Annotated in this window: 10 protein-coding genes and 1 pseudogene; 4 read left to right on the top strand and 7 right to left on the bottom strand. The window is 65.6% G+C overall.

Annotated elements, in window-relative coordinates; translation table 11 throughout:
• Positions 1–206: 206 nt before the first annotated feature.
• From NFX52_RS25255 to NFX52_RS25235, 5 genes are all read right to left on the bottom strand, one after another.
• A complete protein-coding gene (locus NFX52_RS25255) occupies positions 207–1,373 on the bottom strand; it encodes a BMP family ABC transporter substrate-binding protein (protein WP_055401936.1) in 1,167 nt (388 codons plus the stop codon).
• A gap of 110 nt (positions 1,374–1,483) precedes the next feature.
• Entirely contained in the window at positions 1,484–2,404 is a 921-nt protein-coding gene (locus tag NFX52_RS25250) for an ABC transporter permease (RefSeq protein WP_207402232.1), read from the bottom strand.
• Positions 2,404–3,417, bottom strand: coding sequence for an ABC transporter permease (locus tag NFX52_RS25245; protein ID WP_252635865.1), 1,014 nt, complete (start codon positions 3,415–3,417; stop codon positions 2,404–2,406). Before NFX52_RS25245 ends, NFX52_RS25250 begins: the two co-directional genes overlap by 1 nt.
• A 49-nt stretch (positions 3,418–3,466) precedes the next feature.
• Positions 3,467–5,053, bottom strand: coding sequence for an ABC transporter ATP-binding protein (locus tag NFX52_RS25240; protein WP_055401943.1), 1,587 nt, complete (start codon positions 5,051–5,053; stop codon positions 3,467–3,469).
• Between the two features lie 79 nt (positions 5,054–5,132).
• A complete protein-coding gene (locus NFX52_RS25235; RefSeq protein ID WP_082437633.1) occupies positions 5,133–6,065 on the bottom strand; it encodes a LysR family transcriptional regulator in 933 nt (310 codons plus the stop codon).
• A gap of 104 nt (positions 6,066–6,169) precedes the next feature.
• Between NFX52_RS25235 and xdhA the strand changes: the two genes are divergently transcribed.
• The 3 genes and pseudogenes from xdhA to NFX52_RS25220 all read left to right on the top strand — a co-directional run bounded on the left by xdhA (position 6,170) and on the right by NFX52_RS25220 (position 12,089).
• Positions 6,170–7,678, top strand: a complete 1,509-nt coding sequence (xdhA, locus tag NFX52_RS25230; RefSeq protein WP_055401947.1) for a xanthine dehydrogenase small subunit — start codon at positions 6,170–6,172, stop codon at positions 7,676–7,678.
• Positions 7,675–10,110 carry a xanthine dehydrogenase molybdopterin binding subunit gene (xdhB, locus tag NFX52_RS25225; protein ID WP_055401949.1) on the top strand — a complete coding sequence of 812 codons (2,436 nt, stop codon included), beginning with the start codon at positions 7,675–7,677 and terminating at the stop codon, positions 10,108–10,110. Before xdhA ends, xdhB begins: the two co-directional genes overlap by 4 nt.
• 834 nt (positions 10,111–10,944) lie before the next feature.
• Positions 10,945–12,089: pseudogene (locus NFX52_RS25220) on the top strand (IS481 family transposase).
• A 238-nt stretch (positions 12,090–12,327) separates the two neighbouring features.
• On the opposite strand, the gene lolD reads toward NFX52_RS25220, so the two are convergent.
• Both lolD and NFX52_RS25210 read right to left on the bottom strand, forming a co-directional pair.
• On the bottom strand, positions 12,328–13,011 hold the full coding sequence (lolD, locus tag NFX52_RS25215) for a lipoprotein-releasing ABC transporter ATP-binding protein LolD (protein ID WP_055393458.1): 684 nt from the start codon (positions 13,009–13,011) through the stop codon (positions 12,328–12,330).
• On the bottom strand, positions 13,004–14,257 hold the full coding sequence (locus NFX52_RS25210) for a lipoprotein-releasing ABC transporter permease subunit (protein ID WP_055393461.1): 1,254 nt from the start codon (positions 14,255–14,257) through the stop codon (positions 13,004–13,006). The genes lolD and NFX52_RS25210 overlap by 8 nt, the downstream gene beginning before the upstream one ends.
• Positions 14,258–14,337: 80 nt before the next feature.
• Here NFX52_RS25210 and NFX52_RS25205 point away from each other — a divergent pair.
• Positions 14,338–14,996: phosphoglycerate mutase (locus NFX52_RS25205; RefSeq protein ID WP_252635864.1), on the top strand; the 659-nt coding region annotated here is incomplete at its 3' end.

Genomic DNA, 14,996 nt, shown 5'->3' with positions numbered 1-14,996 from the left:
CTACCTGCTCCACCACCGCCAATTTAAAGGCCAGCGTGTAGTCGCGCTGCGTGCGTTTGACACTCGATTCCATGACACATGCCCTTTTGAAAGGTCCACGTGTCAACGCTGGGTAGGACGGGTCACAGAAACGAAAAAGGGCCACCCGCAGGCGGCCCTCTCACTGTATGCAGCAAGCCGTCAGGCCCGCTGACCGATCCATTGACTTACTTCTTTTCGCCACCGGGGATCTTGCCTTCCACGCCCTTGACGTAGAAGTTCACACCGCCCAGAAACTTGTCATCAGCCACCGTGTCTTTGGCCAGCACTTCCTTGCCGTCCTGACCCACGATCGGGCCCTTCCAGATCTGGAACGACCCGTCGGCCAGGCCCTTCTTCACGGCTTCGACCTTGGCTTTGGTGTCGGCAGGCACGTCTTCGGCGATGGAGACGATGTCGATGGCGCCTTCCTTCACGCCCCACCAGCTCTGGCCCGTGGCCCACTGGCCTTCCAGCGCGTCCTTGGTGGCCTTGATGTAGTACGGGCCCCAGTTGATGACGGCCGAAGCCAGGTGGGCCTTGGGACCGTAGGCGGTCATATCGCTGTCCCAACCGAAGGCGCGCTTGCCCTTCTCTTGTGCGGTCTTGAGCACAGCAGGCGAGTCGGTGTTCTGGAACAACACGTCCGCGCCACCGTTGATCAGGCTGGTGGCGGCTTCGGTTTCCTTGGGTGGGCTGAACCATTCGTTCACCCAGACCACCTTGGTCTTGATCTTGGGGTTGACCGACTGCGCACCCAGCGTGAAGCTGTTGATGTTGCGGATCACTTCAGGAATCGGCACCGAGCCCACCACGCCCAGAGTATTGGACTTGGTCATGGCACCGGCAATGATGCCCGCCATGTACGCACCTTCGTAGGTGCGGCTGTCATAGGTGCGCATGTTTTCGGCCGTCTTGTAGCCGGTGGCATGCTCGAACTTCACGCCCTTGTTGTCTTCCGCGACCTTGAGCATGGACTCCATGTAGCCGAAGGTGGTGCCGAAGATCAGCTTGTTGCCCTGTCCGGCCAGGTCACGCAGCACGCGCTCGGCGTCGGCGGACTCGGGCACGCTTTCCACAAAGCTCGTCACGACCTTGTCGCCGAATTCCTTCTCGATGGCCTTGCGGCCGTTGTCGTGGGCGAACGACCAGCCACCATCGCCCACCGGGCCTACGTAGGCAAACGCGATCTTCAGAGGCTCGGGCTTGGGCGCCGGTGCTTCTGCCACGGGAGCCGGTGCGGGCGCGGGGGCCGGTGCCGGTTCTTCCTTCTTGCCACAGCCCACGAGGGCAGCAGCGGCCACGGCGGAGAGCGCTGCCACCTTGAGCATGGAGCGTTTCTGCAGATCAGTCATGTCGGTTTCCTTATTGAAGAAGTAAGACTTGCAAAGGTTGAGGGACGAAAACACTAATTATGGGGCGATCTACCACCGGGTAACCAGCAATTCTTGGGACCAGCGCTTGTTCACGAACCCGGATAAAACGGCTTGCCCAGCGATGCCGGCATGTTGATGCGGATCCACGCCGGATTGCGCGAGATCAGCGCCAGCACCACGATGGTGGCCACATACGGCAACATGCTCAGCAACTGGCTGGCCACCTGCACGCCCGTGGCCTGCAAGTGGAACTGCAGCATGGTCACGCCGCCAAAAAGATAAGCACCAAGCAACACCCGTGCCGGGCGCCAGGTGGCAAAGGTGGTGAGCGCCAGCGCAATCCAGCCGCGACCGGCCACCATACCCTCCACCCACAGCGGGGTGTAAACGGTAGAGATGTACGCCCCGGCCAGCCCGCACAGCGAGCCACCGGCCACCACCGCCGCCAGGCGAATGCGGCGCACCGGGTAGCCCAGCGCATGCGCCGAATCAGGCGACTCGCCCACCGAGCGCAGCACCAGCCCGGTGCGCGTGCGGTACAGGAACCAGATCATCCCCGCCACCAGCAGCATGGTGATATACACCAGCGGGTGCTGCCGGAACAGCGCGGGGCCGAGCAGCGGCACATCGCCCAGCACCGGGATCACGTATTTGGGCAGCTCTGGCAGCTTGGCCTGGACGTAGCTGATGCCCGCAAAGGCCGAAAAACCCACGCCAAACAGGCTGAGCGCCAGCCCCGTGGCGTACTGGTTGGTGTTGAGCCAGATCACCAGCACACCAAAGATGGCCGCCAGCAGCGCGCCAGCGGCCATGCCCGCCGCAAACCCCAGCCAGGTGTTGCCCGTGTGTACCACGGTGGCAAACCCTGCAATGGCGGCGCAGAGCATCATGCCCTCGGCCCCCAGGTTGACGATGCCAGCTTTTTCATTGATCAAGAGGCCCAGGGCCGCGATGGCCAGAACGGTGCCCGCGCTCAGCGTGGCGCCAATCAGGAGTGCATAGGATTCCATTACTTGCCTCCCTTCGCGGCCACCCAGCGGATGCGGTAGGCGATCAAGGTGTCACAGGCCAGCAGCGTAAACAGCAGCAGGCCCTGGAACACGCCCGTGAGCGACTTGGGCAGGCCCATGCGCGACTGCGCCAGCTCGCCGCCGATGTAGAACATGCTCATGAGAATGGCCGACAAAATCATGCCCACCGGGTGCAGCCGCCCCACAAAGGCCACGATGATGGCGGCAAAGCCGTAGCCTGCGGGCACATACGGCGTGAGCTGGCCAATGGGTCCGGCCACCTCCAGCGCGCCTGCCAGGCCCGCCGCGCCGCCTGAGATCAGCAGCGCCGTCCACAGTGCCTTGCGCGACGAGAAGCCCGCATAGCGCGCCGCTGCAGGGGCCAGCCCGCCCACCTGCTGGGCAAAACCGGCCCGCGTGCGGAACAGAAACACCCACAAGGCCGCAGCACCCGCCAGCGCCAGCAGCAGCCCGATGGACACGCGCGAGCCCTGCATCAGGCGCGGGATCTGCGTGACTTTCTCGAACGTCTTGGTCTGCGGAAAGTTGTAGCCCATCGGGTCCTTCCACGGGCCATAGACCAGATAGCCCAGCACCAGCGTGGCCACATAGACCAGCATCAGGCTCACCAGGATTTCATTGGCGTTGAACTTGTCGCGCAGCAGCGCCGTGAGCCCCGCCCACACCATGCCGCCCAGCACCCCGGCGAGCAGGATGGCGGGCACGATCCAGGGGCCGGTGGTCTTGTCGGCCAGCAGCGCCACGCCGCCCGCCACCACGGCGCCGATGACAAACTGGCCTTCAGCGCCGATGTTCCACACGTTGGAGCGAAAACACACAGCCAGCCCCAGCGCAATCAATAACAGCGGCGTGGCCTTGACCATGAGTTCACCCACGGCATAGGGCGTCTTGATCGGCTCCCAGAAGAAGACCTGCAACCCGCGCACCGGGTCTTTGCCCAGCGCCACGAACAAGGCCACACCAATCAACACCGTGACGGCCAGCGCCAGCAGCGGCGAGCCATAGGTCCATCAGCCAGAAGCCTGGGGGCGCGGTTCCAGCTTAAGCATGCTGCACCTCCGCTGCCTTGGCCTGTTGTGCGAGGTGCGCTTGGACATCGGCATGCCACAGCCCGCTCATCCATTCGCCAATGCGCTCTACCGTGGCCTCGGCGCGCGGCACGGAAGGCGACAAATGCCCCTTGGCCACCACGTGCAGCCGGTCACAGATCTCAAACAATTCGTCCAGCTCCTCGCTCACCACCAGCACGGCGCAGCCCGCATCACGCAGCGCCAGGATGGCGCCGCGAATCTGCGCCGCAGCCCCCACGTCCACACCCCAGGTGGGTTGGGAGACGATGAGCAGCTTCGGTTTGGCGTCAATCTCGCGGCCCACGATGAACTTCTGCAGGTTGCCGCCCGACAGCGACTTGGCCGCTGCGTTGGGACCACCCGCCTTCACATTGAAGCGCCGGATGATGTCCTCGGCATGCTTTTGCAGCGCGCCCACCTTGATCCAGCCACTGCCGCTGACCGCATTGGTGCGCGTGAGCAGCAGGTTGTGCGCCAGCCCCATGGTGGGCACGGCGCCCCGACCCAGTCGCTCTTCGGGCACAAAGTGCAGGCCCAGCGCACGGCGCTGGCCAGGGCCCATGCGGCCTGCGTTCTGGCCCGAGACCTGGATGCTCGCAGGCTCGGCCCGCTGGTCTTCCCCCGACAGCGCATACAGCAGCTCTTTTTGCCCATTGCCGGACACGCCGGCAATGCCCACCACTTCGCCCGCCTTCACCTCAAACTGCAGGTCGATCAAGTCCACGCCGAACTGGTCGGCACGCGGCAGCGACAGGCCCTTGACGCGCAGCACGGTGGCGCCGGTCTGCACCGCGCGGTGCTCCAGCGCGGGCGGTTCGGCGCCGATCATCAGGCGCGACAGGGAGGCATTGGATTCCTCGGCAGGGTTGCACACGCCCGTCACCTTGCCGCCGCGCAGCACGGTGCAGGCAGTGCACAGCGCGCGGATTTCGTGCAGCTTGTGGCTGATGTAGAGGATGCTGCAACCCTCGCTGGCCAGCTTGCGCAGCACCACGAAGAGCTTCTCGACCGCCTGGGGCGTGAGCACCGAGGTGGGCTCGTCCAGGATCAGCACCTTGGGGTTGGTGAGCAGCGCACGGATGATCTCCACCCGCTGCATCTCGCCCACGCTCAGGGTGTGCACGGGGCGCAGGGGGTCGATGTCGAGGCCGTATTCGGCGGCCTTGGCGGTGATGCGGCTGGTCACTTCGGCCAGCGTCAGGCTCTTGTCCAGGCCCAGCCACACGTTCTCGGCCACCGTGAGGGTGTCGAACAGGCTGAAATGCTGGAACACCATGGCGATGCCCAGGGCCCGCGCTTCTTGCGGGTTGCGCACCTGCACGGCCTGGCCGTTGAAGAACACGCTGCCTTCGTCGGGCTTGACCGAGCCGTAGATGATTTTCATCAGCGTGGACTTGCCCGCGCCGTTTTCGCCCAGCACGGCGTGGATTTCACCCGGCAGCACCGTGAGCGACACGCCGCTGTTGGCCACCACGGCCGGGTAGCGCTTGGTGATGCCCACCAGCTGAAGCCGTGGCGGCGCCGCACCAGGCGCTAAAGGATTGGAGGGAGAACTCATGCGGGGATTGTCTCTCAGTTTTACAACTTGTTATAAGAATGAAAACACCTTCTTGCGCTTGTTCAGCATACCCAGGCAGCTATTCTTTTCGTAGCGATGCAGCCACGGTTTTCACACAGTCGCGCAGCCAGGCCGCGGCGGCCGAGTGGTGCGTGCGGGCGTGCCACAGCTGGTAGTACATGAGCCGAGGAAACGGCACCGGGCACGGCAATATGGCCAGCGGAAGTTGCTCCACATACCGTTCGCAGTACTGGCGGCCGGTGGTCAGCACAAGCAAGCTCGATGCCACGATGCTGGGGATGAGGCTGAAATGCGCACAGCGCGCCGTGATGTGGCGCTGCATGCCCAGGCTGTCCAGGTGGGCGTCGATCACGCCGCGCGCGCCAGGGTGGGTGGGCGTGGGCGCGATGTGCTCGGCGGCCAGCCAGCTCTCCACATCCCAGCCGCGCCGCACGGCGGGGTGGTCTTTGCCGACCAAGCACACCACCTCGTCACCAAACAGGCGGCCCATGTGCAGATCGTCCGGCGGCTGGGGCCAGTTGCCGATCACCACATCCACCTCGCCCTGCGCCAGGTGCGCGTGATAGTGCGTGTCGGCCGACAGGGGCAGGATTTCGATGGGGCACAAGGGCGCTTCGACCTTGATGCGGGCGACGAGCTGGGGCAGGAACAGCGGGTCGAGGTAGTCGCTGGCGGCGACGCGGAAGGTGCGGGTGGCAGTGCGCGGATCAAATCCCCGCGCATCCGAAAACAAGGCTTCTGCGGAACGCAGGATGGCCCCTGCAGGCTCCACCATGCGCAGCGCAGCATCGGTGGGCATCATGCTGGCACCCGAGCGCACGAGCAGCGGGTCGCCCGCCAGGTCGCGCAGCCGCTTGAGCGCAGCCGACACCGCCGGCTGGTGCATGCCCAGGCGGACGGCGGCCCTCGATACGCTGCGTTCTGTGAGCACGGTGTGCAAGACCCTTATGAGATGGAGGTCTATCTTGTCGAAAAGGGCGTGGTCTCTCATAGCGGTGTGGGCATGGGTGCCATAAGCTTGCGCATATGCCGGTAACGGTACTGCGTTCTACCCTCTGCTGAACCTTTCCATCCAAGATCGAAGTGGCGTTTGTCATGACAACAAGACCCTTGCAATTCCTGCGCCGAGGCCAGCCCGTGGCGCTGGGCAATGTACCACCCGAGCGCACCTTGCTGGAGGTGCTGCGCGAAGACCTGGGCTGCACCGGCACCAAGGAGGGCTGCGGCGAAGGCGACTGCGGCGCCTGCACCGTCGTGCTGGGCGAGGCGCGGGACGGCAAGCTGCACTACAGCGCGGTGAACAGCTGCATCCGCCTGGCGCATTCGGTGGATGGCATGGCGCTGTGGACGGTGGAGGACCTGGCGGAAGACCCGCTGATCCAGCCAGTGGGTGATGCCCCCGCTGCGGCGCGGCAAGCCATCACCTTGCACCCTGCGCAGGAGGCGATGGTGCAGTGCCACGGCTCCCAATGCGGCTTCTGCACGCCCGGATTCGTGATGAGCCTGTTCGGCATGTACCAGAACCACGTCTGCCAGGGTGAGCCGATCACCCGCGAACTGGCGCAGGAAGAACTCTCTGGCAACCTGTGCCGCTGCACCGGTTACCGCCCCATCCTGGACGCCGCGCAGCAAATGGCGACCCTTCCCGCGATGGCGGTGAACGAACCCCTTTTGCTACAAAAATTAGAGCTATTAGCGCTTACCCATCAAGCGCCAGATGCCAATTTTTCCTATATTTCCCCCACCACGCTGACCGATCTGCTGACCGCGCGGGCCGCACACCCTGCGGCGCAGGTGGTGGCGGGCTGCACCGATGTGGGCCTGTGGGTGACCAAGCAGCACAAACAATACGAACGCATCCTGGACGTGACCCGCGTGGCCGAGCTGCGCGCGGTGAATGCGACGCTGCAGCACATCACCATCGGCGCCGCCGTCACCCTCACCGACGCCTTTGCGACACTGACGGCCCAGTGGCCGCAGCTGCACACCTTTGCCACGCGCTTTGCCGGCCTGCCCGTGCGCAACTCGGGCACGCTGGGGGGCAACGTGGCCAACGGCTCGCCCATTGGCGACTCGATGCCGCTTTTGATTGCACTGCGGGCCCAGGTGGTGCTGGCCAGCGTGCGCGGCGAACGCACGCTGGCGCTGGAAGATCTCTACACCAGCTACCGGCAGAACGTGATGGCGCCCGACGAACTGCTGGCGCGCATCGTGGTGCCCAGGCCGGGTGTCACGGAAGTGCTTCGGGCCTACAAGATTTCCAAGCGATTCGACGACGATATTTCTGCCGTCTGCCTTGTCATCAACCTTGACATCGAAGCCGACGTGGTGCGCCGCGCCAGCATCGGCGTGGGCGGCGTGGCCGCCACCCCGGTCCGTGCGCGCCAGACAGAAGCCGCGCTGACCGGCCAGCCCTGGAACGCCGACACCGTCGCCCGCGCTGCGCAAGCGCTGCAAGGCGAGTTCAACCCCATCTCGGACATGCGCGCCAGCGGCGCCTACCGCCGCACGGTGCTGGCCAGCCTGCTGCAGCGCTTCTGGCTGGAGAGCCAGGGCGAAGAGGCCGTGAGCGTGGAGAACTTCCGACTGGAGGCTGCGGTATGAACCAGCGCGAATCTCTCCCCACGGGCCTCCCGGTGAGCCGCGACGCCGTGGACGACCCGGTGGCTGCCACCGCCGACGCCCACGCCGCCGAGCCCCAAGCCCCGCAGCAGACCAGCGCACCCGCCAGTCCCCGCGCCATGGGCCAGTCGCACATCCATGAAAGCGCGCGCGCCCAGGTGGCCGGTGCCGCCCACTACATCGACGACCTGCCGGAGGTGAAAGGCACGCTGTACGCAGCGCCCATCCTCTCCACCGTGGCCCACGGCACCTTGAACAGCGTGGATGCCAGCGCCGCCTTGGGCCTGCCCGGTGTGCGCGGCGTGGTGCTGTCGTCCGACGTGCCAGGCGACAAGTTGCTGGCCGCCTTTGCGCACGACGAGCCCGTTTTTGCAGTCGACACCGTGCAGCACATCGGCCAAGTCATCGGCCTGGTGGTGGCCGACTCGGTCATGCAGGCGCGTCGCGCCGTGCGTGCCGTGAAGCTCGACATCACACCCCTGCCCGCCGTGCTGAACGTGCACGACGCGCTCCAGGCCCAGAGCTACGTGCTGCCCCCCGTGTTTGTGCGCCGGGGTGACGCCGCCACGGGTCTTGCGCAATCGGCACACCGCCTGCAAGGCGCGTTTGAGGTGGGCGGGCAAGAGCACTTCTATCTGGAAGGCCAGATCGCCTACGCGCTGCCGCTGGAGCAAAAGCAGTGGTGGATCTACTCCAGCACCCAGCACCCCGGGGAGGTGCAGCACTGGGTGGCACACGCGCTGGGCATCGACAACCACGCGGTCAAGGTGGAATGCCGCCGCATGGGCGGCGGCTTTGGCGGCAAGGAGACCCAGGCCGGTCACCTGGCCGTGTGGGCCGCCGTGGCTGCCAATAAGTTCGGCCGCGCCGTCAAGCTGCGGCTGGACCGCGATGAAGACTTCATGGTCACCGGCAAGCGCCACCCGTTTGCGTACGAGTACGACGTGGGCTTTGACGACACCGGCCGCATTACAGGCCTGAAGCTGCAGATGGCCGCCAACTGCGGTTTCAGCGCCGACCTGTCCGGCCCCGTGGCCGACCGGGCCGTGTTCCATGCCGACAACGCGTACTACCTGAGCGATGTGGAAATCGCCTCGTACCGCTGCAAGACGAATACGCAGAGCCACACGGCGTTTCGCGGCTTCGGCGGGCCGCAGGGCGTGATCGTGATCGAGGCCATCCTGGGCGACATTGCCCGCGCGCTGGCCCGCGATGCGCAGGACGTGCGGATGGTCAATCTGTACGGCAAGGATGCAGCCGATGGCCGCAACGTGACGCACTACCAGATGACGGTGGAGGACAACATCCTCCACGCGCTGATGCCCCAGCTGGAGCGCGATGCCAACTACCGCCAGCGCCAGGCCGCCATCGCTGCGTGGAACGCCACAAGCCCGGTGCTCAAGCGCGGCCTGGCCATCACGCCCGTCAAGTTCGGCATCAGCTTCACCGCCACGCTGTTCAACCAGGCGGGCGCGCTGGTGCATGTGTACACCGACGGCAGCGTGCAGGTGAACCACGGCGGCACCGAAATGGGCCAGGGCCTGCACACCAAGGTGGCGCAGATCGTGGCCGACGAGCTGGGTGTGCCGCTGCACCGCGTGCTGGTCACGGCCAGCGACACCAGCAAGGTGCCCAACGCCAGCGCCACCGCCGCCAGCAGCGGCACCGACCTGAACGGCCGCGCGGCGCAGTTCGCAGCCCGCAATGTGCGGGACAACCTGGCCTCGTTCGTGTGCGGGCTCGATGGCTGCGGCGCGGGCGCCATCCGCTTCGAGGGCGGCCAGGTGATCTCGCCCAAGAAGGTGCGCGCTTTCGACGATGTGGTGAAGGAGGCGTACGCCAATCGCATCCAGCTGTGGAGCGATGGCTTTTATCGCACGCCAAAGATCCACTATGACAAGGCCACGCTCACGGGCCGGCCGTTCTACTACTTCAGCTACGGCGCTGCCTGCTCCGAGGTGGTCATCGACACCCTCACCGGCGAAAGCCGCGTGGCGCGCGTGGACATCCTGCACGACGTGGGCCACAGCATCAACCCGGCCATCGACATCGGGCAGATCGAAGGTGGTTTTGTGCAGGGCATGGGCTGGCTGACCACCGAGCAACTGGTTTGGAACGACAAAGGGTATCTGACCACCCACGCGCCGAGCACCTACAAGATCCCGGCGACGGGGGACATCCCCCAACACTTCAAGGTGGAACTGTGGCCCGAGGCCAACCGGGAAGACAACGTGGGAGGCAGCAAGGCGGTGGGCGAGCCGCCGTTCATGCTGGCGATCAGTGTGTACGAGGCGCTGCGCAATGCGGTGGCTGCGGGACGTGAGGTGGGGTCGGACGCTGCGGCACCGGTAGTGCTGACGGCGCCGGCCACTGCTGAGAATGTGTTGCGCGCCTTGGGTAAATTGGGCGCGTGAAGGGCCTGCCGCCCGACCGTTTCACCGCACGATCCGTTCGGGCTGAGCTCGTCGAAGCCGGGGCGTCACCCTGACCGTTCGGGCCGAGCCTGTCGAAGCCAGGGTTTGAGCGCTGGATTTGCCGCATGCCTGGTTTCAGGGCGGGAGCCGGGGTGTGCGCCCGGCGGCGCAGTAACTTTCTCTTGCGTCGCCAAGAGAAAGTCACCAAAGAGAAGGCGACCCTACACGCTGCGTCCCTTCGCTTCGCTGCGGGCAACCTGCGGTGCTCGGTTTTGGCGGGGTCTCGCTAAACTCGCGCCGCTTCGCGTCACTCAAACAGACGCGAGCCCTGATCCGCCAAAACCTCCGCTCCTCGGCGCATCCTGAAGGGAACCCGGGAGCGGACATCCATTCGGGCCATTGCTTCGCTGCGCTGCGCTCGGCCCAGCCTGCGCAGCGCGAAGCGCTTGCGCCCGCGAGGTGAGGCCGAGCGCAGCAAAGGCCCGTGTGGCTGTTCGGCTGTTGGATGTTCGGGTGCCCAACCCCCTGCTGGCTGCGCCTGCGGCGGGGCGGTTGCGGGGTGGCATGGGCGTCGGAGCGCCCATGCTTCGTGCTCTGACTCGCCGCAGTTGTTCGAGCGGAGCGCCGCAGGCGCGCAGTGAGTTCTGCGGCGCACCCCGCAACCGCCCCGACGCAGGTTTGCCCCGTAGCGAAGCGCAGGGGTCGCAGACTGGGGGTCGCCTTTTCTTTGGTGACTTTCTTTTGGCGAAGCTGTTCAGACCGGACACATGGGAAACAGGTGTGCGGGGACATGGGAAACACTTCTCCTTGGCAAACCCTGCCCAGGAGAAACCTATGCCCTGGCAACCGAGAGATCTCATGACCACCAAACGAGAGTTTGTGCAACTGGCACTGCAGGAGGGCGCCAACCGGCGTGAGCTGTGTCGTCGCTTCAGCATTTCACCCAAAGCTGGATATGCGCTGCTCAAGCGTTTTGCGAGCGAAGGCGAGAAAGCTTTCACCGAGCGCTCACGCCGTCCGCTGCACAGCCCCCGCCAGACCGCTGAGGCTTTGCAATCGGCCGTGCTGGAGCTGCGCAGGCAACACCCAGCCTGGGGCGCGCGCAAGATCTGCCGGCGCCTGCAGGATCTGGGCCATGAGCAGGTGCCTGCCCCCAGCACGGTCACGGGCCTGCTGCGTCGCCATGGGCTGATCGCGCCAGCGGACAACGAGACCCAAGGCGAATGGCAACGTTTCGAGCACGAACTGCCCAATGGCCTGTGGCAGATGGATTTCAAGGGCTACTTCGAGACGGCCAGTGGCCGCTGCTCGCCGCTGACCCTGCTGGACGATCACTCTCGCTTCGCATGGCCACGACGGCTTGTAGCAAGACCGACGCTGCCACGGTCCAGACGCTGCTGCAGGGGGTCTTTGAGCGCTATGGGCTGCCTGCGCGCATCAATTCCGACAACGGCTCGCCCTGGGGCTCACCCAGCGCCCCAGGCCACCTGAGTTCCCTGGATGTCTGGCTGATCCGCCTGGGCGTGCGCAGCAGCCACAGCAGTCCGTACCATCCGCAGACCAACGGAAAGATCGAGCGCTTTCACCGCTCTCTGAAGGCCGAGGTGCTGCGAGGGAGGACCTTTGACAGCCTGGCCCAGGCGCAGGAGGCGATGCAGCGCTGGCGTGAGATCTACAACCACCACCGGCCCCACGAGGCACTGGCGATGCAGACACCGGTGCAGCACTACCGCATGAGTGCCCGACCTATGCCAACGACCCTGGCGCCCATCGAGTACGCCGAGCGCGACCATGTGCTCACGGTGGGCTGGAATGGCTTTGTGAAGTTCCAGGGACACAAGCTGCGGCTATCCAGTGCACTGCACAGACTGCCGGTCGCCTTGCGCCCGGACGATCTACACGACGGGTGCTTTGACCTGTACTTCTGTCACCAGCGATTCATGCGTCTGGACATGAACGCTCTGACGGCTTCCAATTGAGGAGGTGTTACCTATGTCCCTGCACACCTGTTTCCCATGTGTCCGGTCCATACAGGCGAAGCAAAAGAAAGTTACTCGCATGCCGGGCGACTCCCGGCCTCCGCACTCAACCCAAGCATGCGGCCCCAACCAGCAAGAACAAGCTTCGACAAGCTCAGCCCGAACGGACAGGAGTGCACCACAAGACTGCAAAAACAATAGCACCCCGCGCGCTCCAGACAATCGCCAGGGCCCAAAATCACCCCAAAACCCCAGACACCAGCCGCAAGACGCGATCACACCGCGCCGCCAGCGACTCATCGTGCGTCACCATCACAAACGCCGTGCCTTGGTCGCGCGCCAGCTGCAGCATCAGGTCAAACACGCCGTCGGCGGTGCTGCGATCCAGGTTACCCGTGGGCTCATCCGCCAGCACGCACGCGGGCCGCGTCACCAAGGCACGCGCAATCGCCACACGCTGGCGCTCGCCGCCCGATAGCTCGGCGGGTCGGTGCATCAGACGCTCTTTCAAACCCACAGAGGTGAGCACCCGCTCAGCCTCGGCATGGCACTGCGCCAGCGGCAGACGACGGATGCGCAGCGGCATGGCCACGTTGTCCAGCGCGCTGAACTCGGGCAGCAGGTGGTGGAACTGGTAGATAAAACCCAGGTGCTGGTTGCGCAGCTGGCCCTGGCGCTCGGCCGACAGCGAGGACATCTCTTCGCCCTTGAGGCGCACGGTGCCTGCCGTGGGCGCATCCAGCCCGCCCAGCAAATGCAGCAGCGTGCTCTTGCCCGAGCCCGATGCGCCGACGATGGCCAGCGTTTCTCCAGCACGGATCTGCAGGTCCACGCCCTTGAGCACGGTCACATCCAGGCGGCCTTCGGAAAAGCGCTTGGTCAGGCCCTGGGCTTCCAGGACGACTTGGTTCAAATCACTCATAGCGAAGCGCCTCGGCGGGGTTCACGCGGCTGGCGCGCCAGCTGGGGTAGAGGGTGGCCACAAAGGACAGCACGAGCGAGATGACGCCGATGGGCACGATGTCGCTGCTTTGCGGCTCGCTGGGCATCTTGCTGATGAGGTAGATGTCCTTGGGCAAAAAGCTGGCGTTCAGCGCCCGCTCGATGGCGGGCACGATCACGTCGATGTTGAACGCCACGCCCAGACCCAGCAGCAGGCCCACGCACGTGCCGATCACGCCCACCATGGCGCCCTGCACCACGAAGATGCTCATGATGCTTTTCGGGCTGGCGCCCAGTGTGCGCAGGATGGCGATGTCGGCGCGCTTGTCGGTCACCGTCATCACCAGCGTGCTCACCAGGTTGAACGCGGCCACCGCCACGATCAGCGTGAGGATGATGAACATCATGCGTTTTTCCAACTGCACGGCGGCAAACCAGGTGCGGTTTTGCTGCGTCCAGTCGCGGATCAGCAGTTGCCCGCTGAGCGTGCGGGCCAGCTCCATCGCCACCTCGCGGGCCTGGTGCAGGTCCTTGAGCTTCAGGCGCACGCCGGTGGGCCCTTCCAGGCGAAAGATGCGCTGCGCGTCCTCGTGGTGCAGCATCACCAGCGCCGAGTCATATTCATAGTGGCCCGAGTCAAACGTGCCCGCCACCGTCATCTGCTTGAGCCGTGGCACCACGCCCGCAGGCGTCACCTGCCCGGCCGGGGCGATCAGGGTGATGACATCACCGGCCCGCACACCCAGCGAGCGCGCCAGTTCGCCGCCCAGCACCACGCGGAACTCGCCCGGCACCAGCATGTTCAGCACCTGCTCGTTGGTGGCGGCCAGGTCGGTCACGGCGCCTTCCAGGGCCGGGTCGATGCCGCGCACCAGCGTGCCCTTCATGTCCTCGCCGCGTGCCAGCAGCGCCTGCGCGGCCACAAAAGGCGCAGCGCCGACCACGTTGGGGTTTTGCCGCGCTTCGGCCAGCGTGCGGGCGGGGTCGGGCAGCGCTGCGCCCTGGGGCGCAAAGATCTCGATGTGCGAGACCACGCTGAGCATGCGGTCGCGCACTTCCTTCTGAAAGCCGTTCATCACGCTGAGCACGATGATGAGCGCCGCCACGCCGAGCGCGATGCCCAGCATGGACACGCCCGAGATGAACGAGATGAAGCCGTTGCGCCGCGTGGCGCGGCCGGCGCGCGTGTAGCGCCAGCCCAGGGCCAGTTCGTAGGGGATTTGCATGGATAAGGAAAGAAGGCACTGCAGAGTGCGGAATGCACGCCACAGGCCGGCCAGATTGTGGCATCCCGGACAATAGGCCCATGTCGGACACCAACCATTTGCTCATTCCCTACGCCGCCAGCGCAGCCACCGGATGCCAGCAAGCCCTGCAGGGCCTGGCCCTGCCCCACCTGGACCGGCTTCTGGCCCGGCTCAGCCCCCATCCCACCCACAGTGACAGCGGCGAGGAGACCAGCTTCTCCGCCCCCCACGAACGCGCCCTGGCGCGCGCGCTGGGACTGCCAGCGCAGGACGGGCGCATCCCCTGGGCCGCGTGGCACCGCCACCAGCAAGTGCAGTCACCCAACGGTGACGCCTGGGCGTTTGTCACGCCCTGCCAGTGGCAGGTCAGCACCGACCACGTCACGCTGCGCAACCCCGAGCACCTCGCGCTGGATGACGCCGCATCGCGCGCGCTGCTGGCCATCGTCTCGCCCTGGTTTGCCGAAGACGGCATCACTCTGCACTACGATCAGCCCACACGCTGGCTGGCCTCCAGCCCCCTGTTTGCCGACCTGGCTACCGCCTCGCTGGAGCGCGTGCTGCAGCGCGACGTGCGCGCCTGGATGCCGGACGCAAAGGCGGCCCGGACCCTGCACCGTTTGCACAGCGAGATGCAGATGCTGCTCTACACCCACGCCTTCAACGACGAGCGCTCGGAGCGCGGGCTTCCGGTGATCAACTCGTTCTGGGTGCATGG

This window comes from Acidovorax facilis (assembly GCF_023913775.1).
Taxonomy (GTDB): Bacteria; Pseudomonadota; Gammaproteobacteria; order Burkholderiales; family Burkholderiaceae_C; genus Acidovorax; species Acidovorax facilis.
This window is presented reverse-complemented; position numbering and strand designations above follow the sequence as displayed.